26 protein-coding genes are annotated in these 24,046 nt (G+C 69.8%); 16 read left to right on the forward strand and 10 right to left on the reverse strand.

The window, feature by feature from the left end; translation table 11 throughout:
• Positions 1–42: 42 nt before the first annotated feature.
• The 3 genes from ACWCRB_RS05280 to ACWCRB_RS05290 all read right to left on the reverse strand — a co-directional run bounded on the left by ACWCRB_RS05280 (position 43) and on the right by ACWCRB_RS05290 (position 2,082).
• On the reverse strand, positions 43–798 hold the full coding sequence (locus ACWCRB_RS05280; protein ID WP_450994851.1) for a YidC/Oxa1 family membrane protein insertase: 756 nt from the start codon (positions 796–798) through the stop codon (positions 43–45).
• 134 nt (positions 799–932) lie between these two features.
• Positions 933–1,259 carry a DUF6412 domain-containing protein gene (locus ACWCRB_RS05285; RefSeq protein WP_235478380.1) on the reverse strand — a complete coding sequence of 109 codons (327 nt, stop codon included), beginning with the start codon at positions 1,257–1,259 and terminating at the stop codon, positions 933–935.
• Positions 1,260–1,320: 61 nt separating this feature from the next.
• On the reverse strand, positions 1,321–2,082 hold the full coding sequence (locus ACWCRB_RS05290; RefSeq protein WP_450994740.1) for a class E sortase: 762 nt from the start codon (positions 2,080–2,082) through the stop codon (positions 1,321–1,323).
• Positions 2,083–2,315: 233 nt separating this feature from the next.
• On the opposite strand from ACWCRB_RS05290, the gene ACWCRB_RS05295 reads away from it, so the two are divergent.
• Both ACWCRB_RS05295 and ACWCRB_RS05300 read left to right on the forward strand, forming a co-directional pair.
• Positions 2,316–3,791 carry a beta-1,6-galactanase gene (locus ACWCRB_RS05295; protein WP_450994741.1) on the forward strand — a complete coding sequence of 492 codons (1,476 nt, stop codon included), beginning with the start codon at positions 2,316–2,318 and terminating at the stop codon, positions 3,789–3,791.
• Between the two features lie 127 nt (positions 3,792–3,918).
• Positions 3,919–4,938, forward strand: coding sequence for a hypothetical protein (locus ACWCRB_RS05300; protein ID WP_450994742.1), 1,020 nt, complete (start codon positions 3,919–3,921; stop codon positions 4,936–4,938).
• Between the two features lie 55 nt (positions 4,939–4,993).
• On the opposite strand, the gene ACWCRB_RS05305 is transcribed toward ACWCRB_RS05300, so the two are convergent.
• The 5 genes from ACWCRB_RS05305 to ACWCRB_RS05325 all read right to left on the reverse strand — a co-directional run bounded on the left by ACWCRB_RS05305 (position 4,994) and on the right by ACWCRB_RS05325 (position 9,887).
• Positions 4,994–5,497: a hypothetical protein gene (locus ACWCRB_RS05305; protein ID WP_450994743.1), complete on the reverse strand. Its 504-nt coding sequence runs from the start codon at positions 5,495–5,497 to the stop codon at positions 4,994–4,996.
• A gap of 174 nt (positions 5,498–5,671) precedes the next feature.
• Positions 5,672–6,211 carry a GNAT family N-acetyltransferase gene (locus ACWCRB_RS05310; RefSeq protein ID WP_450994744.1) on the reverse strand — a complete coding sequence of 180 codons (540 nt, stop codon included), beginning with the start codon at positions 6,209–6,211 and terminating at the stop codon, positions 5,672–5,674.
• Between the two features lie 40 nt (positions 6,212–6,251).
• Positions 6,252–7,037 (reverse strand): SDR family NAD(P)-dependent oxidoreductase, encoded by a 786-nt coding sequence (locus tag ACWCRB_RS05315; RefSeq protein WP_450994745.1) that lies wholly within the window; start codon positions 7,035–7,037, stop codon positions 6,252–6,254.
• 55 nt (positions 7,038–7,092) lie between these two features.
• Positions 7,093–8,730, reverse strand: coding sequence for a serine hydrolase (locus ACWCRB_RS05320; RefSeq protein ID WP_450994746.1), 1,638 nt, complete (start codon positions 8,728–8,730; stop codon positions 7,093–7,095).
• Between the two features lie 101 nt (positions 8,731–8,831).
• Positions 8,832–9,887, reverse strand: coding sequence for a PQQ-dependent sugar dehydrogenase (locus tag ACWCRB_RS05325; protein ID WP_450994747.1), 1,056 nt, complete (start codon positions 9,885–9,887; stop codon positions 8,832–8,834).
• Positions 9,888–10,179: 292 nt separating this feature from the next.
• Between ACWCRB_RS05325 and pqqA the strand changes: the two genes are divergently transcribed.
• The 14 genes from pqqA to ACWCRB_RS05395 all read left to right on the forward strand — a co-directional run bounded on the left by pqqA (position 10,180) and on the right by ACWCRB_RS05395 (position 22,674).
• A complete protein-coding gene (gene pqqA, locus ACWCRB_RS05330) occupies positions 10,180–10,296 on the forward strand; it encodes a pyrroloquinoline quinone precursor peptide PqqA (protein WP_450994748.1) in 117 nt (38 codons plus the stop codon).
• Positions 10,297–10,305: 9 nt separating this feature from the next.
• Entirely contained in the window at positions 10,306–11,214 is a 909-nt protein-coding gene (gene pqqB, locus ACWCRB_RS05335; protein ID WP_450994749.1) for a pyrroloquinoline quinone biosynthesis protein PqqB, read from the forward strand.
• The gene (gene pqqC / locus ACWCRB_RS05340; protein ID WP_450994750.1) at positions 11,211–11,936 is read left to right on the forward strand and encodes a pyrroloquinoline-quinone synthase PqqC; all 726 of its coding nucleotides are present in this window, start codon (positions 11,211–11,213) and stop codon (positions 11,934–11,936) included. Before pqqB ends, pqqC begins: the two co-directional genes overlap by 4 nt.
• Positions 11,933–12,220 (forward strand): pyrroloquinoline quinone biosynthesis peptide chaperone PqqD, encoded by a 288-nt coding sequence (gene pqqD / locus ACWCRB_RS05345; RefSeq protein WP_450994751.1) that lies wholly within the window; start codon positions 11,933–11,935, stop codon positions 12,218–12,220. The genes pqqC and pqqD overlap by 4 nt, the downstream gene beginning before the upstream one ends.
• On the forward strand, positions 12,217–13,371 hold the full coding sequence (pqqE, locus tag ACWCRB_RS05350; RefSeq protein ID WP_450994752.1) for a pyrroloquinoline quinone biosynthesis protein PqqE: 1,155 nt from the start codon (positions 12,217–12,219) through the stop codon (positions 13,369–13,371). The genes pqqD and pqqE overlap by 4 nt, the downstream gene beginning before the upstream one ends.
• Positions 13,368–14,618, forward strand: coding sequence for an amino acid ABC transporter substrate-binding protein (locus tag ACWCRB_RS05355; RefSeq protein ID WP_450994753.1), 1,251 nt, complete (start codon positions 13,368–13,370; stop codon positions 14,616–14,618). The genes pqqE and ACWCRB_RS05355 overlap by 4 nt, the downstream gene beginning before the upstream one ends.
• 7 nt (positions 14,619–14,625) lie before the next feature.
• Positions 14,626–15,513 carry a branched-chain amino acid ABC transporter permease gene (locus ACWCRB_RS05360; protein ID WP_369033508.1) on the forward strand — a complete coding sequence of 296 codons (888 nt, stop codon included), beginning with the start codon at positions 14,626–14,628 and terminating at the stop codon, positions 15,511–15,513.
• A 94-nt stretch (positions 15,514–15,607) separates the two neighbouring features.
• Positions 15,608–16,603, forward strand: a complete 996-nt coding sequence (locus tag ACWCRB_RS05365; protein WP_450994754.1) for a branched-chain amino acid ABC transporter permease — start codon at positions 15,608–15,610, stop codon at positions 16,601–16,603.
• Positions 16,584–17,369: an ABC transporter ATP-binding protein gene (locus ACWCRB_RS05370; protein ID WP_450994755.1), complete on the forward strand. Its 786-nt coding sequence runs from the start codon at positions 16,584–16,586 to the stop codon at positions 17,367–17,369. The genes ACWCRB_RS05365 and ACWCRB_RS05370 overlap by 20 nt, the downstream gene beginning before the upstream one ends.
• A complete protein-coding gene (locus ACWCRB_RS05375; protein WP_450994756.1) occupies positions 17,359–18,144 on the forward strand; it encodes an ABC transporter ATP-binding protein in 786 nt (261 codons plus the stop codon). The genes ACWCRB_RS05370 and ACWCRB_RS05375 overlap by 11 nt, the downstream gene beginning before the upstream one ends.
• A gap of 44 nt (positions 18,145–18,188) precedes the next feature.
• A complete protein-coding gene (locus ACWCRB_RS05380; protein WP_450994757.1) occupies positions 18,189–19,154 on the forward strand; it encodes a LamG-like jellyroll fold domain-containing protein in 966 nt (321 codons plus the stop codon).
• Positions 19,155–19,208: 54 nt separating this feature from the next.
• Positions 19,209–21,317: a PQQ-dependent sugar dehydrogenase gene (locus tag ACWCRB_RS05385; RefSeq protein WP_450994758.1), complete on the forward strand. Its 2,109-nt coding sequence runs from the start codon at positions 19,209–19,211 to the stop codon at positions 21,315–21,317.
• A gap of 143 nt (positions 21,318–21,460) precedes the next feature.
• Positions 21,461–22,258, forward strand: a complete 798-nt coding sequence (locus tag ACWCRB_RS05390) for a metalloregulator ArsR/SmtB family transcription factor (protein WP_450994759.1) — start codon at positions 21,461–21,463, stop codon at positions 22,256–22,258.
• Positions 22,255–22,674, forward strand: a complete 420-nt coding sequence (locus tag ACWCRB_RS05395; protein WP_450994760.1) for a VOC family protein — start codon at positions 22,255–22,257, stop codon at positions 22,672–22,674. The genes ACWCRB_RS05390 and ACWCRB_RS05395 overlap by 4 nt, the downstream gene beginning before the upstream one ends.
• Positions 22,675–22,764: 90 nt before the next feature.
• Here the strand turns inward: ACWCRB_RS05395 and ACWCRB_RS05400 are convergent, their stop codons facing one another.
• Positions 22,765–22,980 carry a hypothetical protein gene (locus ACWCRB_RS05400; protein ID WP_450994761.1) on the reverse strand — a complete coding sequence of 72 codons (216 nt, stop codon included), beginning with the start codon at positions 22,978–22,980 and terminating at the stop codon, positions 22,765–22,767.
• A gap of 126 nt (positions 22,981–23,106) precedes the next feature.
• Entirely contained in the window at positions 23,107–23,844 is a 738-nt protein-coding gene (locus tag ACWCRB_RS05405; protein ID WP_450994852.1) for an SDR family oxidoreductase, read from the reverse strand.
• Positions 23,845–24,046: the final 202 nt, after the last annotated feature.

Raw genomic sequence — 24,046 nt, forward strand, 5'->3', positions numbered from 1 at the left:
GGTCGATCCTCTGAGCTTGTCGTCCGGTCCGCAATACCCGGTTCACGTACTGGACTGCGCACCGGCCCGCGGCGCGAGCTGCCAGCGGTACAGCACCGCCCGCTCGACGGCGCTCCACGTCGTGCTGGTCACCATGTACAGCGCGGCGGCCAGTGGCATCACGGCCACGGAGAAGAGCGTGAAGAAGGACATGAACGGCATGAACTTGGTGGCGGAGGCGAGCCCGGGCACCGCCTCGCCGCCGCTGGCGTCCACCGACACCGGGTTGACGGCCATCACGCGCTTCATGCGCCGGTAGTTGAAGGTGGCGACGGCGGCGACGAGGGCGAACAGTCCGACGTAGACGAGCCCGGCGGCCCCGAAGACTCCGTCACCGCCGAGTGCGTCGGCCCACCGGTCGCCGAGGGGTGCGGCGAAGAGCCGGTGGGTGAGGAGTCCGTTGGCCTCGCCGCCGATCTCCGGGTTGGAGAAGAGGTGGTAGAGCAGGAAGAACGCGGGCAGCTGGAACAGGCTCGGGAAGCATCCCGACAGCGGCGAGACCTTCTCCTCGGCGTGCAGTGCCATGACGGCCTGCTGGAGCTTCTTGGGGTCCTTCGCGTGGCGTTTCCGCAGCTCGGCGACCTTCGGCTGCAGCGCGGCGCGCGCTTTCTGGCCGCGCGCCGCCGCACGGGACAGGGGGTGCACGAGGAGTCGTACGAACGCGGTGAACAGGACGATCGCGGCGGCGGCCGAGGAGGTGTGGAAGAGGGGCTGGAGCAGGTCGGCGAGATGGCCGACCAGACTGGCGAAAGCGGACAGGAACGCGGACATGGTGAGGTGAGCCCTCCGGGGGTCTCGTCGTACCGGGGATTCCGTGGATGCGCGGATGCGGCATACGGAGATCGGCATGACGGCCCGCGCGGGGATGCCAGCTGTCGGTGCTGTGCTGTGCCCTACGCGGCGGCCGTCGGGAGGGCGAGTCCCGGGGCGCGGGGGCGAGTGCGGCCGCGGGCGTCGGGGTCCCGTTGCGGCAGGAAGGCGGTACGGCGGGCCCGGTCGCGGATGGCCGTACGGACCCGGGTGGGCGGTACGGCGGGCGCACAGCGCGAGGCGATGAGCGAGCAGGCGGCGAACGCGGACCCGGCGGCGGCGGTCGCGGCGAGGGCGACGGCGGCGGAGAGGCTGCCGGAGTCGAGCAGCACGACTTCGACGAGGAGCAGGAAGAGCGCGGCGGCGGCACGCGGGTTCAACCGGACGACCGGATTGCAGCTCCGGATCATGTCCACGCCCTCCTCTCGCACAGTCGTTTTCCTGCTGTTCGTTATACAGGAAGCCTCTGACTCAGCGGGGGCGCATCGATGTGAGCCTGCCCCACACGACCAGACGGTAGCGGGACGTGTACTCAGGGGTGCAGGTGGTGAGGGTGAGGTAGTAGCCGGGGGCACGGTAGCCGTAGGCCGGCCTGACGGTGGAGCGGGGTACGGCCCTGATCACGCCGTCGTCCCGGGCGGAGGTCTGGGGAAGCGTGCGGTCGACGGTGTACGAGTAGACCGCGTCGGCCGTCTCGACCTGGACGGCGTCGCCGCGCCGCAGGCGGTTGACGTACCGGAAGGGCTCGCCGTGGGTGTTGCGGTGCCCGGCGAGGGCGAAGTTCCCGGCCTGGCCCGGCTGTTGGGTGCCGGGGTAGTGGCCGACGTACCCCTTGTTGAGGACGCGTGACTTGCTGACGCCTTCGGCGACGGGGACGCGGAGGCCGAGGCGGGGGATGCTGAGGATGGCGTACGCCTGGGACCAACTGGGGCTGGAGGAGCGGGAGTTGGTGGCACGGGTGGTGCCGCTGTCCTGACGGGCGGTACCGGAGGATCCTGAAGAACCGGGCGGATTGGAGGAGTTGGTGGAGTCAGCCGAAGGGGAGCCGCTCTCCGGGCTGCCGGGGTCCGCCCACTCCCGCTCCAGTGCCCGTACCTCCCGCTGGGCTCCCTGCTCGGCCTGGTGGTTGGTCCACCACAGCTGGTGGACGACGAGAAGCGCGAGGACGGTACCGAGGGTGACCAGGAGTTCGCCGCAGGTCCACATCACGCGGCGACGAGCCCGAGCCCACATGCGTACGCCTCCTTCGCGACGATGGGGACGCCGGCCCGCACGATAGGGCAGACCCCGCCAAGTAGCCAGGCCCGCCCGGGCCTTCTCCCCGGTCGTGTCCGTCCGCTCCCTGTGAGCCCCCTTTGTCCAGTGGTTTTAGAAAGGGGTGTCACAACTCTCGACAACCTCGCCTACCACACCTGATGCTTCCTGATGGCATGAACGGGACAGGTCAGTATCCGGACGGAGAAGCCATGATCCGACGCAGATCCCTGCTGGCCGCGGCAGGGGGCACGGTCCTCGGCAGTGCCCTGGCCACGGGCACCGCGCGAGCCGACGCCACCATCGCGGTCACCCCCGGTACGACGTACGGGACTTGGGAGGGGTGGGGCACCTCGCTCGCCTGGTGGGCGAATGTGTTCGGCGCCCGGGACGACTTCGCGGACCTCTTCTTCACCACCAAGTCGGTGACGTACAACGGGACTTCGCTGCCCGGTCTGGGCCTGAACATCGCCCGCTACAACCTCGGCGCGTGCAGCTGGAACAGCGTGAGCGGCGAGAGCATGGTGGCGTCGGCCAACATCCCGGCGTACAAGCAGATCGAGGGTTACTGGCAGGACTGGAACAACGAGGACCCGACGTCCTCGGCCTGGGACTGGTCGGCGGACGCGACGCAGCGGGCGGCGCTGACGAAGGCGGTGGCGCGCGGGGCGACGACCGAGCTGTTCGCCAACTCTCCGATGTGGTGGATGTGTTCGAACCACAACCCGTCGGGCGCCTCGGGCGGCGGCAACAACCTCCAGACCTGGAACTACCGCCAGCACGCCTCGCACCTGGCCGCCGTAGCCCTGTACGCGAAGAACAACTGGGGCGTGAACTTCGCGACCGTGGACCCGTTCAACGAGCCCTCGGCGAGCTGGTGGACGGCCACCGGTACGCAGGAGGGCTGCCACATGGACGCGTCGGTGCAGGCGGCCGTACTCCCGTACATGCGAAGCGAGTTGAACGCGCGAGGCCTGACGGGGGTCAGGATCTCGGCCTCGGACGAGACGAACATCGACACGGCCCGCTCGACCTGGGCGGCCTTCGGCTCCTCCACGAAGGCCCTGGTGAACCAGGTGAACGTGCACGGCTACCAGGGGTCCGGTGGACGCCGGGACCTCCTCTACACGGACGTGGTGACGACGTCCGGCAAGAAGCTGTGGAACTCGGAGACGGGCGACAGCGACGGCACCGGTCTGACCCTGGCGTCGAACCTCTGCTACGACTTCCGCTGGCTGCACCCCACGGCCTGGGTCTACTGGCAGGTCATGGACCCGACGGCGGGCTGGGCGATGATCGCGTACAACCCGAGCACGCTCCAGCCGACGACGGTCCAGACGAAGCACTATGTGATGGCCCAGTTCAGCCGCCACATCCGCCCCGGCATGACCATCCTCAACACGGGGGTCAGCTACGCGGTGGCGGCGTACGACGCGAGCGCGAAGCGCCTGGTGATCGTGGCCGTGAACACCTCCACCTCGGCCCAGACCTTCACCTTCAACCTCGCCAACTTCACGACGGTGACGGGCGGTACCGGCGGCCTGGTCCCGCGCTGGAACACGGTGACGGGAGGCGGCGGCGACCTCTACACGGCCCGCTCGGACACGTATCTGAGCGGAAAGACGGTGGCGGTGCCGTTCGCGGCGGGGGCGGTGCAGACGTTGCAGGTGGACGGGGTGACGATCTGAGGGCCAGGCGCGGGGGCGAGCGCTGAGTCACTGGTGAGGGGAGGTGCAGGGCACGGTGCCTCCCCTCGCATCGACCGCTCCTCGGCTGCCCCTCTTCTTTGTCGGTCGTCGGCAGTACGGTGATCTCATGCGCCCCGACACGCCTGCGGAAAACGTCGACCACATCGCCGAAGCGGCCCGCCTGGAGCGGACCGCCGGCCTCTATCCCGAGGACGCCGAACACCTGCTCCTGCAGGCCTCGGCCCACTTGGAACTGGCCGGCGACCGCCCCGCCGCGACGGCCTTGTACGACCGTCTGCTCCAATCTCCCGACTCCGGCTCCCTGGAGAACCCCCATCTCGTCCGGGCCCTGAAGGCCTCGAACCTGTGGGAGTACGGCCACGAGGCGGAAGCCCGGGCGATCATCGACGGCGTCCGCGCCGAGGCCCCGCGCGACCCGGCCCCCTGGGTGATCGTCGCGGAGTCCCTGGAATCGCACGACGAGCTGGAGGCGGCCCAGGAGACGTTCACGGAAGCGGCCCGTCTGCTGGTCTCGGACGCGCAGGAACCCCCGTACTCGACGCATCCGTTGTTGTACGGCCGCCACCGCGTACGCCGGATGCTGGGCGTGCCCCACGACGAGTGGGACACCCTGGCGGACACGCTGCACTCGTCGTCGGTGTCGCTGGACGAGCTGCACGACCCGAAGCGGGTCTGGTCCCTCGGCTCGGACAACCCGGCGGAGCTGGAGGCGGAGATCTCGCGGCTGCGGGCGGAACTGGGCGCGTTCCGGGAGGCGCTGTCCCGTCCGTTCCCGGTGGCGGTACTGCACTGGCCGGCGGACGAACTGGCGGAGCTGGTGGAGGCGTACCCGGCCCTGGCGGAGGAGTACCCCTCGCACGAGGAGCACCTGGCGACGATAGAGGCCTCACTGAGGGAGCTCGCGGCCTCCGGCACGCCGAACCTGGGGATCGTCACGGGAACGGTGCCTTCCTACGAGGCCTTCGCGGCCTCGGAGGGGGCGTCTCCGGGGGAGGCGGAGCTGCTGCCGCAGTACGCGACGACGCTGGCGGCCCGGGGGAAGGCTGTGGGGTGGCCTCCTCAGCGGGGGGCTGTTTGTTGGTGTGGGTCGGGGGCGGCTTATGAGGGGTGCCACGGGCGGCTGTAGGTCGGTCTGACGGGGTGCTTCCCTCCCCTGTGGGGAAGCACCCCGTCCACCTCCCCTACGTCCAGGGATGATCAGGGAGTTTGGGGTTGATCTCCCACGCGTACCTTTCCTCGATCTTCGCCGGGTCGAAGTGGTACTTGGTGGTGAAGACGTCCCAGCTCACGATGTGGCGGTAGGAATCCACCGGCCAGGTCTCGTCCCAGATGTAGACAGCGTCGCTGTCGGCCGTCTTGGCCAACATCGAATTGGTCCAGCTGGTCTGGTTCAGCGGCTGAGGGACCTTCCCGCAGGACGACAGGTCAGCGGTGACGATGCCGTCCCAGCTCCCCCACAACTTGAAGTAGATGGTCGAGTTGGGGATGTAGTAGAGGAAGCCCTTCGGACCGACCAGGTGGACCCTGTCGCCGGTGGCGGGTGTCTTGAACCGCATTCCCTCCTCTGTCGGGCACGCTGCCACCGCCTCGGGTGCCGCCGTCGAGACGCCGGCGCTGGTCAGTGACAGGCCCAGTCCCAGGGCCAGGGCGAAGCACATACGCCGTAGTCGTTGAAGTCGTTTCACGAGTGAAGTCCCCTTCCAGTGACGCGAACACGGTGACTGTCAGCGACGCTGGCAGCGGGTTTCGGCGCCCGGCAAGGCATCACGGCCCGGTGGGACGCTGGGACACCGGGATGCCTGGTGACCTCGCGTTTCGGCCGGTCTGGCGGGACATCGGTGGGACGGCGTAATGGCGGCTCAGCCCAACGGCGTGACCGGGGACCGCACGCCGAGCCACTGCTCGGCGTCCCACGCCTCGAACCGCTCCACCTCGGTGAACCCCAGCTTCGCCGCGAGACGCATCGAACCGACGTTGGCGGTCTGGGTGGTGAGCACCACCGGCTCGCCGGGAAGTACGCCGGCGAGCCACCCGAGTGCCGCCGCGCACGCCTCGGCCGCGTACCCGGATCCCCACGCCGACGGCAGGAAGAGGTAGCCGAGATCGGCCTTCCCGGCGGCTGCCGGGCGGCGGTGCTCCGTCGCCCTCCTGAGCAGGATCTGGCCGATCATCGCTCCGTCGAGATCAACGACGAAGCTCCCGGGCCACTGCCCAGGCACCTCGGGCATCTCGCGTTCGAGCTCGTCACGCGACCGGGGGCCACCGAGGTAGGTGTGCACCTCCGGCGAGGCGTGCAGTTCGATGAACGCCGTACGGTCCCGGGCCTCGGACTCGCGGAGCACAAGCCGTTCGGTCTTTATCGGGGCAGGTGGCCAGGCGACGGTTCCGAGTCCGGTCATGGCGGACGAACCTATCGCACGCCTGTCGGGGCGGCGTCGGCTACGGCTGGTTCGGCGCACCCGGCCTCATCGCGTCCGAGACGGACTTGACTCCGCCGTGCGCGGTGAGGCCTCCGTCCACGGGGATCTCCACTCCGGTGATGAAGGAGGACGCGTCGGAAAGGAGGAAGACGACGAGGGGCGCGATGTCGTCGACGGTGCCGCTCCGCCCGAGCGGCGTCTCGCGGAACATCGCCTCCCGGAACGTCGGAGTGGCGGCCGCGGTCATCTCGGTCTCGATGTAGCCCGGGTGCACGGTGTTGACGCGGATGCCTCGCGGCCCCAACTCGGTCGCCGCGATCTTCGACACCCCGCGCAGGGCCCACTTGCTCGCGGTGTACGCCACGGGGTAGTACGCGGTGAGCGAGGCGGACGACCCGACGTTCACGATGGACGAGCCCGGCGGCATCAGCGGCGAGAGGTGCTGGATACCGAGCAGCGGCCCGACTGTGTTCACCGACTGCACGTACGCGAAGTCGTCGGGGCGTACGTCGCCGAGGCGGTCCCGCTGAATGACGCCGGCGTTGTTGACGAGGCCGTGGATGTCGCCGTAGGTGTCACGGAGTTCGGCGGCGAGGGCGGCCCAGTCGGCCTCGTCGGAGACGTCCAGCTTCCGGCAGTCTCCAACTCCGTCCGGGCGTACGTCGGTTGCGACGACCGTGGCTCCGGCCTGTGTAAGGGCTTGAGCTTCGGCGGCGCCCTGGCCTCGGGCGGCGCCGGTGATGACGACGACCTTGCCGGTGAGGGGGTGGGGGGATCGGCCGTCGCTTTGTGGGGTGCGCGTCATGGCGGACAAGGTAGCTGCCGGGGGTAAAGGGGAGACCGCCCTGGCGGGCTGGGGCTTATTTTTTGGTGAAGGTGCCGAGGCCGGTCGTGTCGAGGTTCTCGACCCGGGCCTTGTCGGCGCGTCCGTCGGACCCGACGCCGAAGGTCACGCCGGACAGCCCGACGGCGTTCTCGCCCGTGGTGCGGTAGCTGAAGGTGTCGCCGTCGTAGTGCCGCAGGGTGAACTTCTGTTTCTTCGGCCCCAGTTGTATGACGAGGTCGTCGCCCTGGGCGCTCACGGTCATCGGGCCGTAGAAGTCGTTGGCGTACGTTCCGGTGTAGGCACCGTTCGCCTTGGCCGGTGCGGGCCGTGGCGGAGGCTTGGTGTAGTCGGTCTCGGAGCGGTCGCCCGCCGCCGCCTGTTGGATGAGCGGGCCGATGAACGTCAGCCAGTCGACCGTGGGCCCGCCCGTCTGCGCGGTGTCGAGGAAGGTGGCGGCGATCGCCTCGGGTACGCCGACGGGCGCGCCGTTGGTGAGGACGACGATGCCGAGGTTCTCCGAGGGCAGCAGCGTGACGCTGGTGGCCGCGCCCAGCGCGAAGGCGCCGGAGTGGCCGAGTTTCAGCCTGCCCTGGTCGTCGTAGCCGACGTTCCAGCCGAGCCCGTAGAACCCGGTCCTGCCCGCCGGCGCGTGCGGCGGCTCGGAGACGATGTGCGGCAGGTGCGTCTCGTCCAGCGCGTCGGCGTCGACGACCTGCCGCCCCTCGAACTTGCCGTTGCCGAGCTGCAGGCGCAGCCACTTCGTCATGTCCCGGACGGTGGAGCTGGCCCCGCCCGCCGGGCTCTGGGCGTCGGCGTCCCGTACGAACTCGGCCTGCCAGGTGTCGCCCTCCTTCACATGGGTGACGGCCTTGTTCCCGGCCTTCTCGTAGTCGGCGAAGGAGGAGCTGGTGGAGTCCATGCCCAGCGGCCGGTACAGCTTGTCGGCGGACAGCTTCTCCCAGCTGGTGCCCGCCGCCCGCGCGACGGCGACCGCCGCTTCGGTCAGCCCGAAGTTGGTGTACGCGTAACTGGCGCGGAACGGATCCAGCGGTTCGTACCGCAGATGCCCCAGGATGTACGAGCGGTCGTAGCCGAGGTCCTCCAGGAGGTCCCCGGAGTGGTCGGGCAGCCCGCTGCGGTGCGAGAACAGGTCGGCGAGCGTGACATGGCGGGTGACCCAGGGGTCCTTGAGGGCGAAGCCGGGACTGTGCTCGACGACCGGGTCGTCCCAGCCGACGGTCTTCTCGCCCACGGCCGCGGCGACCACCGTCGAGGCGACCGGCTTGGAGACCGAGGCGAGCTGGAAGACGGTGTCGGGGCCGACCTTGCCCTCCGCGCCCACTTTTCGTTCGCCGAAGCCTTTCAGATACAGCACCTCGTCGTCATGGACCACGCCGACGGCGACCCCCGGCACACCGCTCCTGCGCATGGCGTCCCGTACCACTCCGTCGAGCCGGTCCACAGCTGCGTCGACCTTGGCCCGCGTGAGCCGTGGCGGCGGCTGGGCCGGCGGGACGGTGGGCAGGTGCGACGTCTGGGCGACCGCCTCGTGGATGGCGGCGGAGGAGGTGTCGGCGGGGCCCGTGCAGCCGCCGCAGGCCAGGGCCGCGATCAGGCCCAGGCCCGCAGCGGAGCGAAGGCGCCGGGTGTGCGCCTGGTCGAGGCGAGACATGTTTTCCAGTGAAGGCCCTGCCCCGACGCCTGTCGCATCGGCGAGCCATTCGGGGGACCCGCCGCCTACCGCACCACCCGGTTACGGAGCCGGATGGCGTCCTACTGCAGATCGATCTGGAACACCTTGTCCGCGCCGTCCGGCTCGCCTCCGTTGTTGTCGGCGTTGGTGGTGGCCAGCCACAGGGAGTTCCTGCCGGGGAGCTTCTCCACCGTGCGCAGTCGGCCGTACTGGGTGGTGTAGTACGCGGTGGGGGTGCCGGCGCTGGTGCCGCTGACCGGGATGCGCCACAGCCGCTCGCCGCGCAGCGCCGCCATGTACAGGGCTCCGTCGGCGTACGCGACCGCGCTCGGGGATGCCTCGCTGACGGTCCACTGCCGCTTGGGGTTCGTCATGCCGGAGGTGGAGCAGGTTCCCTCGCAGGTCGGCCAGCCGTAGTTCTTGCCGGACTCGATCAGGTTCAGCTCGTCGTACTGGCTGTTGCCGAACTCGGCTTCCCAGAGCCTGCCTTGGGCGTCCCAGGTGATGCCCTGGGGGTTGCGGTGGCCGAGGGAGTAAACGAGGGTGCCGAACGGGTTGCCGGGTGCGGCCTTGCCGTCCTTCGTCATCCGCAGGATCTTCCCGTTGAGGGAGTTCCGGTCCTGGGCGAGGCTGCTGTTCTGCGCGTCACCCGTGGTGGCGTAGAGGTGGCCGTCCGGGCCGAACTTGATGCGACCGCCGTTGTGGTACTTGCTCTTGGCGATGCCGGTGACGAGGACCGTGTAGCCGCCGAGCGAGGTGCCGTCGTACGTCATCCGGACGATGCGGTTGTCGGAGGCCGCCGAGTGCATGAGGTAGACGTAGTGGTCGCTGTTCCAGTTCGGTGAGACCGCGACGCCGAGGAGGCCGCCCTCGCCGCTGGTGGTCACGACATTGGGCACCTTGCCGATCTCGGTCCTCGTGCCCGCCTGGGTGAGCTTGAAGAGCTTGAAGGAGTCCCGTTCGGTGACGAGCGCCGACCCGTCGGGCAGCCAGCTCAGGCCCCAGGGAACGGTCCAGCCGGACGAGACGGTTCGGATGGCCGACGGGACCGAGGCGGTGCCGCTGTCGGCACCGAGGAGACCGGTGGTGAGGGCGGCCACGGCAGCGGCCGTCGCGATGGTTCGGAATGCGCGCATGGGCGAACTCCTCGCTGTGGGGGGTGTCAGGAAGCCCTCCGGAAGGTAGGAGGTATGCGGCCGAGGGTCAAGGGCGGTTAAAGCCAAAGGTTCATACCTTCACCTGTCGAATCACTCTGCCATTGCCCTCTCAACAGTGGTTTTACTGACAGACCCGACAGTGGCCGACCTTGAGGTTCGCATTTTCAGCCAACTAGAGATCGGATCACTTTGCCGCCGACCCATTGACCCGGCTGGCAGATGCTGGCGATGCTGCACCACAGGTTCCCCCCTCGGAAGGCAGGTACGGCACATGACCGAATCCGTACAGCAGCAGGTCGACGAAGAGGCGCAGAGCTGGCAGACCCCCGACTACGCGGTCGTCGAGACCGCGCTGGAGGTCACCGCGTATTTCCTGAGCGACCGTTAGTCCGCCGCCGTGCTGCTGCACGTGCTCGGCAGCGCGGCGGGCGGTGGCGTACCCCAGTGGAACTGTGCGTGTCCCGGTTGCTCCGGGGCACGTGCACACCCGCACTGGCGCCGCCGCCACGCCTCTCTCGCCGTACAGGCGTCCGACGACCACTGGTATCTCATCAACGCCACCCCCGACATCGGCGACCAGATCGAGGACTGCCCGGCCCTGCGGCCCGGTCCCGGTTCGCGGCGGACCCCGATCGCCGGGCTGATCCTGACCGACGCCGAACTCGACCACACCCTCGGCATCGCCCGGCTGCGCGAAGCCGGCGCCGGCGGACTGGAGTTGCTCGCCACCGACCCCGTACGCGAGGCACTGCTCACCGGGCTGCGCCTGGAGGCCGTCCTCGGCCCGTACACCCCCCTCGCCTGGCGCGAACTGTCCCCGGAGCGGCCCGTACCGCTCACCGAGGACTCGCCCCTCACGATCAGCGCGATCCCCGTCTCCGCCAAACGCCCCCGTTACGCGGCCGAGTTGCCCGTACCCGACGGGGACTCCTGGGTCGTGGCCCTGCTTCTCACCGATCGCGCCAGCGGGGCGACGGTCGTCTACGCCCCCGCGCTGGCCGTCTGGCCCGACGCTCTGCAGGCCGCTGCCGGGCAAGCCGACTGCGTGATCGTCGACGGCACGTTCTGGGACGACGAGGAGCCCCGGCGCACGGGCATCTCCACCCGCACCGCGACCGGTATGGGGCACCTCCCGATCGACGGTCCTGGCGGCACCGCCGAGCGCCTGGCGCCCCTGCGCGCCCGCTGTCTCTACACCCATCTCAACAACACCAATCCCCTCGTCGATCCGAACGCACCGCAGTACAAGCAGCTGGCCGACCGGGGCATCGAGGTGGCCGGAGACGGAATGGTGATCCAACTGTGAGCACAGGTGTCGACACGAGTACCGGTACGGCCTTCGAGGAGCGGCACTTCGAGGACCGGCTCAGGGCCGTGGCCCGCGACCACTACCACGACCGCCACCCCTTCAACGTACGTATGCACCAAGGGGAGTTGACCCCTGACGAGCTGCGCCGCTGGATCCTCAACCGGTTCCACTACCAGCGGCACATCCCCGTCAAGGACGCCCTGGTCCTGGCCAAGCTGGGCACCCCGCAACTGCGCCGGATGTGGCTGCGGCGGATCGAGGAGCACGACGGCCGGGGCGAGGGCGATGGCGGCATCGAGCGGTGGCTGCGGCTGGGCGAGGCCGCCGGGCTCGACCGGTCGGAGCTGCTGTCCGGCGAGGGAGTGCTGCCCGGCGTACGGCTGGCGGTGGACGGATACGTCAACTTCTGCCGGCTCCGCTCCCCGCTGGAGGCCGTCGCGGCGTCCCTCACCGAGTTGTCCGCGCCGGGCATCATGCGCACGCGTGTCGCCGCGTTCGAGCGTCACTACCGGTGGATCGACGCCGATGGGCTCGCGTACTTCCGGACTCGCGAGACCCAGGGCCGGCAGGACAGCGGCGAGGCACTGGGCCTCGTCCTGGACTGGGCCCGCACCGAGGCCGACCAGGAGCGTGCCGTGGCGGCCCTCGCCTTCAAGTGCGACGTGCTGTGGTCGCTGCTCGACGCGATCGACCACGGTGAGCGGAAGGAGGGCGAATGACGGTGGCTGTGGCTGTGACTGGGGCTGGGACCGGGTGGCGGCCGGCGCTGGCGCGCTCGGTGGTGCTCCGCCACGACCGGGTGCGCCAGGCGGACCTGCTGGTCCTGCCGGAGCGGGTGGTGGTCCTCAGCGGCCGGGCGGCGGACATCCTGCGGCTGTGCGACGGCCGACGGCACGTGGACGAGATCGTCGAGGAGCTGGCGGCCCGATTCCCCGGCGCCCCCGTGGCGGCCGAGGTCCCCCGGTTCCTCGACCGCGTACGCGAGGAGGGCTGGCTGAGATGACAAGTCCTCCTCCGGATACGGCTCCGCCGCCTCCCTGGGCCCTGCTGGCCGAACTCACCCACGCCTGCCCGCTGCACTGCCCCTACTGCTCCAACCCCCTGGAACTCACGCGCCGTTCACACGAACTCTCCGCCGAGGAATGGGCCGACGTGTTCCGGCAGGCGGCGGACCTCGGCGTCGTAACCACGCATCTCTCCGGTGGCGAGCCGCTGCTCCGCCGCGATCTCACGGCTGTCGTCGCTGCCGCCGAGGGAGCCGGGATCTACACCCAACTGGTCACCAGTGGCGTCGGGTTGAGCGCGGTGCGGATGTCCGCGCTCGTGTCCGCCGGACTGCGCAGCGTGCAGTTGTCGGTGCAGCACGCGGATCCGGTGGCGTCCGACCGGATCGGCGGTCACCGGTCGTTCGGAGCGAAGGAACGGGCCGCCGCTCTCGTACGGGACGCGGGTCTGCCGCTGGGCCTCAACATCGTCCTGCACCGCGACAACCTCGACGCCGTCGACGACATCGTGGACCTGGGTGTGGCCTGGGGTGCCGAGCGGATCGAGCTGGCCAACGTCCAGTTTCACGGATGGGCCCTGCGCAACCGCACCGCGCTGCTGCCCACCCGCGACCAGCTGTCCCGCGCCCGGGAGGCGGTCGAGCGCCGGCGGGAGCAACTGGCGGGCACCACCGAGCTGGTGTGGGTCATGCCGGACCACTTCGACGGGGTGCCGAAGCCGTGCATGGGCGGCTGGGGTGCGGTGTCGCTGACGGTCGCCCCGGACGGCGCCGTCCTGCCGTGCCCCGCGTCCCGGGACCTGCTGGGCCCGGACGACGTACCGAACGTACGCGACCGGTCCCTGGAGTGGATCTGGACCAGTTCCCCGGCCTTCGAGCGTTATCGCGGCACCGAGTGGAAGGTGACCGGACCCTGCGGTGGCTGTCCCCGCCGCGAGATCGACTTCGGCGGCTGCCGCTGTCAGGCCCACGCGCTCACCGGTGACGCCGCCCGCACCGACCCCGCCTGCTCGCTCTCCCCCGACCACGCTCTCGTACGCACCATGTCGCGGACGCCGAGCACGGACGCCGCGTCCGCCGACGCCCCGCGCTACGTCTACCGCGGCCTCGATCGCCACCACACGGAAGTCACGAGGGGTGCCAAGCGATGACCAGAACGCACCACAGAACACACCACAGACCAGACCGCGGACGAGTACGGACCGCCGCCGGCACCCTCGCCCTGTTGCTCGCCGCCAGTGCCTGCAGCTCGGGCTCCGGTTCCCAGGACTCGGCCGACGACCCCATCGTCATCGGCGTCTCCTTACCGCTCACCGGCGACTTCTCCGAACCCGGCAAGGGCGTCGAACGGGGCTACAAGGCCTGGGCGAAGATCGTCAACGACAAGGGCGGACTGCTGGGCCGCGAGGTCGAGTTGAAGATCCTCGACGACCAGTCCAACGCCGACCGCGTCGTCTCCGACTACGAGCAGCTCATCGGCAGGGACGAGGTCGACCTGCTCTTCGGGCCGTTCTCCACCCGGCTCGTCGTCCCGTCCGCGCGGCTGGCCGAGGAGTACGGGATGCTCTTCGTCGAACCGGCGGGTGCGGCCCCGGAGGTCTTCGAACAGGGCTTCAAGAACCTCTTCTACGCCGCCCCGGCCGTCGCCGACGACCACTACAACCTCCTGGCCGACCACATCCTGGCCATGCCGGAGAGCGAGCGTCCCAAGACGGTCGCGTACGCCGCCATGGACGACCCCTTCGCCCAGGGAACCGCGTACGGGCTGAAGGAGAAGCTGGAGAAGGGCGGCGTCAGGACCGTCGCCGACGAGGTCTACCCACCCAACACCACCGACTTCGGCGGCATCGCCGCCCAGATCGCCGACTCGAAGGCCGACATGGTGGTGGGCGGCAGCCAGTACCAGGACGGTGTCAACCTGATCGTCGCCCTCCAACAGCTCGACTACCAGCCGAAGTTGGCCGCCTTCTCCACCGCGCCGACCGAGCCGGAGTTCGCCAAGGCCATCGGCAACAAGACCGAGGGCATTCTCGCGCCCACCGGCTACACCCAGAAGGCCGACTACCCGTCCAACAAGGAGTTCGTCGAGAAGTACACCGCACAGTTCGGCAAGGCTCCGGAGGAGGACGAGGCCAACGCCTACACGACCGGTCAGGTGGTGGCCGCCGCCGTCGAGGCCGCCCAGTGCGCCTCCCAGGACCCGGACTGCCAGAGCAAGCTGGTGGAGTGGCTCCGCGGCAATCAAGTGGACACCGTCGTGGGCCCGTTGAAGTGGGACGACAAGGGCCGGCCGCAGAGCGCGCACATGATCCAGCAGTGGGTCGGCGGCGAGATCCAGATCGTGCTCCCCGAGGCGCAGAAGGAAGCCGGTCTGGTCTATCCGAAGCCGGAGTGGTGAGGCCGGCGTGCCCTCCGCGAGCCTCGTCTTCCAGAGCCTGGTCCTAGGCGTGCTGCTGGGTGGGCTGTACGCCCTCCTGGCGGCGGGCCTCACCCTCTACTTCGGCGTGATGCGCGTCGTGATGATCGCCCACTCCGCCTTCCTGATCCTCGCCGCCTACCTCGCCTGGTTCGCGCACCGGGAGACCGGCGTCGATCCTCTCCTCACCCTGGTCGTCACCGTGCCCCTGTTCTTCGCCGCGGGCGTCGCCATGCAACGGCTGCTCCTGACCCGGCTCCGCCCGGCGACGCTCACCATGATGTCCGTGCTGCTCACGTTCGCGGTGGCGCTGGTCATCGAGGGGCTGCTCGGGTACGCGTTCAGCGGCACCCAGCGCCGGATCCGGCTCGGTTACAGCTCCGCGAGCATCGAGTTCCTCGGGGCCCGCGTGGCGGTGGTGAAGCTGATCGCCTTCGGCATGGCCGCACTCGCCCTGCTCGGCCTCTACCTCCTCATGAAGCACAGCCGGTTCGGCCAGGCGCTGCGCGCCACCATCCAACACCCGGACGCCGCGCGGCTGTTGGGCATCGACACCGACCGGATCGCCGGTTACGGGTTCGGTCTCGGCCTCGCCACGGCGGCCGTCGGCGGCACGGCACTCGCCCTCGACACCACCATCTACCCCTCGCTGCACTGGCACTGGATCGGCCCGCTGATGGCCATCATCGTCGTCGGCGGACTCGGCAGCGTGCCGGGCGCCGCCATCGCCGCCATGACGCTGGGCATCCTCCAGAGCCTGCTGCAACTCGAACTGTCCACCACCTGGGCGCAGACCGTCTTCTACGTCGCGCTCTTCGCCACGCTGGCCGTGAGGCCGCAGGGATTCTTCGGGGGGCGGCTTGCGCAACGGTTCTGATTCTTCTGACTTCAGGTCCAGACTCGTCCATCCCCGGTACGTCCATATCGGCGTCCTGCTCCTGGCAGCCGCACTAGCGCTCTCCTTCCCGTCCATGGCCCCGAGCCCCTACGAGATCACCGTCGGCATCGCCATCCTCAACTACGCGGTGCTGTCCACCTCCTGGAACTTCGTCGGCGGCTTCACGGGCTATGTCTCCCTGGGACATGGGGCGTTCGCCGGACTCGGGGCGTACGGCACCGGACTGCTGGTCGCCAAGGGCGAACTCCCGCCCTTCGCCGCGCTGTTCGTGGCCGCCGTGCTGGTGGCGACACTCGCCGTCCCGGTCGGCTACGCCGCCCTGCGCGTACGCGGTGCCTCCTTCGTCATCGTCTCCATCGCCCTCGTCCTCATCCTGCTGCTGGTCTTCCAGAGCTGGGCCTCCCTCACCGGCGGCTCTCGCGGCCTGGTCGTACCACGGCCCTTCCCCGGCATGCTGCGTGCCGACCACCACCGCACCTTCTACTTCCTCTTCCTGGCACTGCTCGCGCTGGCCCTGCTGGTCTGGTGGGTCATCGACCGGTCGCGGTTCGGCATGGGCCTGAAGGCGATCCGCGAGGACGAGGACAAGGCGCAGTCGCTCGGCATCCCCACGTTCACGTACAAGCTGGTGGTCTTCGTCGTCTCCGCCGCCTTCACCTCGCTGGCCGGCGGGTTGTACGCCCTGTGGTTCGGCGACCTCGACCCGGTCTTCCAGTTCTCCATCCTCAGCGGGTCGTACATGGTGCTGATGGCCCTGCTCGGTGGCGTACGCCAGTTGTACGGGCCGCTGCTGGGCGCGCTGATCGTCGGGTACGCCCTGGAGTACTCCAAGGTCGAGTACGGGGACACACCTCTGCATCTGGTCGTGGCGGGGCTGCTCCTCGGCGTCGTCGTGACGTTCATGCCGGACGGCGTCATCCCGGCCGCCGGCGCCCTGCTCGGCCGGTTCCGCCGGACCGGCGACGCCTCCATACGGGAGGTGACCGCGGCCGAACTGCGGGAGCGGGGCGGGGAGTTCGACGGTGGCGACGCGACGGAGGTGAGGGACAGTGAACGAAGCGGCACCTGACGGGGCACCCGAGGTGGAGCCCGACGCGGAGCCCGAGCCGAGCCTCGCGACCACCGGGCTCACCAAGGCCTTCGGCGGAGTCACCGCACTCGACTCGGCCACCGTGACCTTCCACCACGGCAAGGTCAACGCCCTGATCGGGCCCAACGGTTCGGGAAAGACGACCTTCTTCAACTGTGTCACCGGGATGATCCGCCCGGACTCCGGTCGCGTCACGTACCGAGGACGCGACCTCACGGGCAGCCCCCCGCACCGGATCGCCCGCGCCGGCATCGGGCGTTCCTTCCAGCTCTGCCGGGTCTTCCCCCGGATGACGGTGCTGGACAACCTCCTGGCCGCCGTCCGACCGCGCGGTCTCACCGGACAGCTCGGGCGCTCGGGCACGCGTGCGGAGACCGAGCGGGCCCGTTACTGGCTGACCCGGATGGGCATCGAGCACCTGGAGCAGGCCGAGGCCCGCCAACTCTCCTGGGGGCAGCAGAAGTTGCTGGAGCTGGCGGGCGTACTGACGAGCGAGCCGGAGCTGATCCTGCTGGACGAGCCGGCGGGCGGCGTCAACCCGGCGCTCATCGACCGCATCGGCGACCTGGTGCGCGAACTCAACGCCGAGGGACGGACGTTCCTGATCGTCGAGCACAACATGGACATGGTCATGAGCCTCAGTGACCACGTCGTCGTGTTCGACCGCGGCCGGCCCATCGCCCAGGGCCCGCCCTCACTGATCCAGTCCGACGAACGAGTACTCGGGGCATACCTTGGCGTCTGACTCGCACACCGACCCGGGCTCGGGCTCCGGCACCGACCCGGGCTCGGGGTTCCTTCTCGAACTCGACGACATCCGCGCCGGATACGGCCGGGCGGCACTGGTCCTGCGCGGGCTGACGGTCCACGTACCGGCCGGGGCGATCGTCTGCCTCGTAGGACCCAACGGGGCAGGAAAGTCCACCGTGTTGAAGGTGGCCAGCGGTCTCCTCACCCCGCGCTCGGGCCGGATCCTCGTGGACGGCGAGGACGTCACCGGTCGTGGACCGCAGCAGATGCTGGCGGCCGGGGTCGCCCATGTCCTCCAAGGCCACAGCGTGTTCAGGGAGATGACGGTCGCCGAGAACGTCCTGCTCGGCGGCTACACCCTGCGGGACAAGGCACTCGTCGCCGAACGGGCCGACTTCGTACGGGAGTTGTTCCCGGTCGTGGCCGAACGGTGGACGAGCCTGGCCGGGCTGCTCTCCGGCGGGCAGCAGAAGCAGGTGGAGTTCGCGCGTTCGCTGATGGTCGAGCCCCGGGTCGTGCTCCTCGACGAGCCGTCGATGGGGCTCGATCCCAAGGCGACCGGGGTGGTCTTCGAGCAGATCGTCCGGATGCGGGACGCGGGGACCGCCGTCCTGCTGGTCGAACAGAACGCGCGGCGCGCCCTGGAGGCCGCCGACACCGGCTGTGTCCTCGATCTCGGCCGGGTCCATATCGCGGGCCCGGCACGGGAGTTGCTGGCCGACCCGCAGCTCGGCGAGCTGTATCTGGGCGGTCGGCCCGCACGCCGATGAGTCCGACGACTCCGGTGGCTCCGATGACTCCAAGGAGACCGTTCATGCGCAGCAGACGGAACACGCTCGTGGCAGCAGTCGCCGCACTGCTGACCGCCCTGGCCACCACAGCAGCGGCACCCTCAGGAACAGGAACAGGGATGGGAGTGGGGGCAGGCCCCGTACTCCCCTCCCTCCGCCCCCACCTGGCGGCGTACTACGACTTCGAGCACCCGGTCCGCGGCAACCCGGCGCGCGAACGTGACCTGGGCTTCTCCCGTACCGACATCGACCTGGTCGGTGGCGGGGCACGGATGCGCACGTACGACGGAGCGCACCGGGGCAGCCGGACCTCGCTCCAGGTACGGCAGGTCACCCCGGACGCGAAGGGCAACGACGACTGGAAGGCAGGGGTGTACGGGCCGTCCGGCGTGCCGACGCTCCGGGCGTTCAACGCGGTCGAGGGGATGACGGTGATGGGCTGGTTCAAGATGACCGGCCCGAACCCGGCCCTCAACAGCAACACGGCCGCCCCGGACGACCGTTACGGCGCCGTGGGCCTGGCCGGAGTGCTGTCGGGGGACTCCGACGGCCACGCGGTGCGGGGCCTGCTGGAGATCATCGAGGTGAACGGCGAGTTGAGGCTCGTAGCCCTCGGCCGGCGCGTGGACGGGTCGGCTTCGCAGACCTTCGCCGCCTCGCAGGACTGGCGCACCCTGCTGCCGGTCGGCGAGTGGGTCTTCCTGGCCGCCACCTTCGACTTCGACACGGGAGCGATGGCGCTGTACCGCAACGGCCGGCCGCTGGACGGCTCCTACACCGTCCCCGGCGACCCCTGGGACCTCGCGGGCCCGGGCCCGCACCGCGCCTCACCGACCGACCCCCGGGGCATCAAGATCGGCGGCAGCTTCCCGCAGAACACCGTCGAACGCAATCCCTGCGACTGCCGCATGGACAGCCTGATGTTCCTGGACAGCGCGGTGGGCGGCGACCGGATACGGGCCCAGTACCGCCTGATGGCCGCCCACTGACGACCCCGTCGACAGCCCACTGAAGACCCACGTCGACAAAGGAGTGACGTTCACATGGCCGCATCCCCTGGCATCAGACCCCGAGCCCATCCGCTGCTGATCCCCCTGATCCCCTTGGTAGTCCTCGCCCTGTTGCTGTCGGCCCTCGTCGCCCTCCCCGGCACAGCGCTCGCGGCGGCTGCCGACCCCCTCACCGACCCCATCCCCGAGCGGCCCGCCGCCTCCGGCATCGGACTGACCGTGGAGGAGTACGCCGCCTTCCCGAAGACCGATCCGCCGCCCGGCCCGGTCACCGACCCCCGGCTGATGCGGCAGGCCCGCATCAACTACCTCAGCGAACTCCCCGACCGCTCGGGCCGAAAGGCAGTACCCGACCTCAACGGCAAGCTCTACTTGGTCCGGGACGGCAGCAGCCCCCACCTCTACCTGGACATCGCCGCCACCTTCTCCCCCGCGTTCTTCGCCAGCCGGGGCCTGGGCCAGGGCTTCGGTTTCGTCACCTTCGACCCCGACTTCCGCCGCAACGGCCGCTTCTACACCGTGCACACCGAACTGGCCTCCGCCACCACGGCCGTACCCGACTACCGGCAGCAGGCGTCCACCGTCTACCACGGCATCGTCACCGAGTGGACCGCCACCGACCCCTCGGCGGACACCTTCAGCGGCACCCGCCGCGAAATCCTCCGCATCGGTTTCACGGGCACGATCCACGGCATCCAGCAGATCGACTTCAACCCGACGGCCCGGCCCCACGACCCCGACCGCGGTCTGCTCTACCTGGCCGTGGGCGACGGCGGCCAGGGCGTAAGGAACACCGAGCCGCAGAGCCTCTCCCTCCCCCACGGCAAGATCCTGCGCATAGACCCGCGCGGCACGAACAGCACCAACGGCAAGTACGGAATCCCGGCGGACAACCCGTTCACCGCCACTCCCGGAGCGCTGGGCGAGATCTACGCGTACGGCCTGCGCGACCCGCACCGCTTCAGCTGGGATCCGGCGGGCAGCCACCGTATGTACGTCGGCAACATCGGCCAGCACGCCGTCGAGTCGGTCTACGAGGTGCGCGCGGGCGACAACTTCGGCTGGAGCGAACGCGAAGGCCCGTTCGTCTTCGACAAGACGGCCACCGACCCCTGCGACCAGATCCTCCCGCTCCCCGAGGACGACGAGAAGTACGGCTACGTCTACCCCGTGGTCGCCTACGACCACGACCCGCCCGCCGACTGGAACTGCACGTCTGACGTCGGCCGCGCCCTCGTAGGCGGCTTCGTCTACCGGGGCAGCGACCTCCCCGCCCTGCGCGGCAAATACATCTTCGGAGACATCGTCGACGGACGTCTGCTCTTCGCCGACACCAAGGACATGCGGCGCGGCAGCGGGCAACTGGCGCAGCTGTACGACCTGATGCTGTACGACACGAGCGGCAAGCGCGTCACGATGCGGGACCTGGCCCAGGACCTCCGGGTGGACCTGCACTTCGGCCGGGACGCGGCCGGCGAGCTGTACCTCCTCTCCAAGGCCAACGGCAAGATCTGGAAGATCACCGGCACGCGGTCATTCGCCGCCTGCGACACCACCGGCTCCCGGCTCACCCATGTCATGGACGGCCGGAACTGGGCTCCCGTCACCCCGTCCAAGTGGCGCTTCCCGGGCCGCGAGGCCGTTCTCGCGGAGGCCGGGGTCCAGCGCCCGGGCCCGCGCCGCCCGTACGAGTACGCGGTACTGACGGCGGGCCCGGCGGCGTACGGCGACGTACGGATCGACGCGGAGGTCCGCATCGACACCCCGGTCGAGACGACCAACCGGGACGTGATCATCGTCTTCGACTACCAGTCGGACACGAAGTTCTCCTACGCCCACCTGTCCCAGGACAACACGATCTACCCGCACAACGGCATCTTCGTGGTCGACGACGCCGACCGCCTGCGCATCGACGACCAGTGGAACGGCACGACGGGCGCCCCGCCGGCCATCACCGACACCGCCTGGCACAAGGTACGGGTGGTGCGCTGCGCGGGCACGGGCGAGATCGCGGTCTACGTCGACGGCTCGAAACGGCCACTGATGACGGCCGTGGACACGACGCTCGCCTCCGGGAGGGTGGGCTTCGGGTCGTTCGACAACACGGGACGGCTTAGGGGGTTGAGGGTTTCGTCTCCGTGAGTTCGTCTCCGTGAGGGTGCGCTGGGGGTGTGGGCAACTCCTCGCCCCCAGCGGCCGGCCTGGCCCTCACCCCGCCGCCGCGCACGTCGGCATCTGATCAACTGGCGTTGATGCATCAATCTGGCTTGATGTATCTTCGATGTATGGGATCTCGCTCCTGGGACTCCGCCACAGCGCCACCCGAGTTCGTCCGGCTGGCCGCGCATCCGCTGCGCTGGCGACTGCTGACGGAACTCGCCGACGGCGACTATCGGGTCCGTGAACTGGTGGAACGTGTCGGGGAGCCGCAGAACCTGGTCTCGTACCACCTGCGGCTGCTGCGCGACGGCGGTCTGGTCACGGCCCGGCGCAGCAGCTTCGACGGCCGGGACAGCTACTACCACCTCGACCTGGAGCGTTGCGCTGAAGCGCTGGCGGCCAGCGGTGCCGCCCTGCACCCGGCGTTGCGCCAGGCCCCCTCACCGCCGCGGCATCCGGTCGCCCGGGAGCGATCCCCCCAGGTTGCGGTGCTCTTCGTGTGCACCGGTAACAGCGCCCGCTCGCCGATCGCCGAAGCCCTACTGCGCCACCACACCGCCGGCCGCGTGACTGCGGCCAGTGCCGGCACCCGCCCCAAGCCCTACCTGCACCCGCATGCCGTCCGGGTGCTGCGCGAGTCGTTCGGCATCGACCTCTCCGGTCGGCACACCCAGCACGTGGACGACCTGGTCGGCCGCCGCTTCGACCACGTGATCACCTTGTGCGACAAGGCTCGCGAGGTCTGCCCGGAGTTCGGCCCGCGGCGGGTCCACTGGAGCATGGCCGACCCGGGCGCAGCAGGTGACACCGGCCAGGCCGACTACACGGCCTTTCAGCACGCGGCGGCAGACATAGACATCCGTATAAGGCACTTGATGCCGGTCCTGAACACCTCCGAGACCGTTGCGAGGTCCGAGCCATGACCACTCACGACGAATACGCCAGCGTCCGCTACCTCGTCGATGACGTGCAGGCCGCCACCGACTTCTACACCACCCACCTCGGGTTCACGCTGAACTTCAGCGCCGCCCCTGCCTTCGCCGACGTGGTCCGTGGCCGGCTGCGGCTGCTGCTGTCGGGCCCGGCGAGCTCGGGCGCCCGGGCCACCCCGAAGGAGGCCGCCGTCGCGGGCGGCAATCGCATCCACCTCACCTTCGACGACCTCGATGCCGAGATCGCTCGGCTGCGCAGCGCGGGTCTCTCCTTCCGCAGTGAGGTCGTCTCCGGTCCCGGCGGACGCCAGATCCTGCTGGCCGACCCGGCAGGCAACCTCATCGAGCTGTTCCAGCCCGCCGACCGGGCCACCGCACCGCCCGGCCCTGACCAGGCGCGGCGCTGACCGCTCCCTCACCCGCGCTCCCTCACCCGCAGTACCGCGGCGGGCTGCGGGCCTGCCGCACTCGCGGTGCGCGGTGGCGCGTCGCCGGGTTCATCCGTGTCGTCCGATCCAGGTGTTGCCCGTCCCCGCCACCGCGAAGGCCAGGTGGGCGGGGGCCGGGGCCGGGGCGTCATCGGGAGCGGCTCTGCCGTCGTCGTCCGCCGGGATGGCCAGTGCGTCGGGCAGGCATTCGATCCGGACCGTCGCGGTGCTGGCACAGGTGTGCCGGGCGGTGTTGGCCGGCGCCGTAGGCCTCGCCGACTTCACCCGGTGTGGGCCTGGCACAGGACAGCGCCGACTTCAGCGAGTTGCCGCTGCGAGACATCGGCGGTCCGGATCGCCAGGGACCGGTGGAAGGCTCCGTACCACTGGCGCGGCTCGACCGGTCAGGTCTCACCCGAGGGGCACCCGATCCGGCGCATCCGGCCTCATCGCGTCCGAGACGGACTTGACCCCGCCATGGGCGCTGAGCCCTCCGTCCACGGGAATCTCCACTCCGGTGATGAAGGAGAACGCGTCGGAGAGAAGAAAGACAACGAGGGGCGCGATGTCGTCGACGGTGCCGCTCCGCCCGAGCCGCGTCTCCCGGAACATCGCGTCCCGGAAGGCAGGGGTGGCGGCCGCGGTCATCTCGGTCTCGATGTAGCCCGGATGCACGGTGTTCACGCGGATGCCTCGCGGCCCCAACTCCGTTGCCGCGGTCTTCGATACACCGCGCAAGGCCCACTTGCTGGCGGTGTACACCACCGGGTAGTAGGCGGTGAGCGCGGCGGACGACCCGATGTTGACTATGGACGAGCCAGGTGGCATCAGCGGCGAGAGGTGCTGGATACCAAGGAGCGGCCCGACGGTGTTCACCGACTGCGCGTAGGCGAAGTCGTCGGGGCGTACGTCGCCGAGGCGGTCCCGCTGGATGACGCCGGCGTTGTTGACGAGGCCGTGGATGTGGCCGTAGGTGTCACGGAGTTCGGCGGCGAGGGCGGCCCAGTCGTCTTCGTCAGAGACGTCCAGCTTGCGGCAGTCTCCAACTCCGTCCGGGCGTACGTCGGTTGCGATGACCTGGGCTCCGGCACGGGCGAGGGCCTCGGCCTCGGCCTCGGCGGCGCCCTGGCCTCGGGCGGCGCCGGTGATAACGACGACCTTGCCGGTGAGGGGGTGGGGGGACTGGTCGTCGCTGTGGGGGGCGCGTCATGGCGGACAAGGTAGCGGCCGGGGGTAAGAGAGCGACACGCGTGCCGTCGAACCTCGACGGTTGCGAGTCCATGTCGCCGAAGGTCCTCGACACCGGACCAGTGCGACGGAGAAAAACACTGGTCGAGCGGCTTCGCCCAGG

This window comes from Streptomyces sp. NPDC002156 (assembly GCF_053593675.1).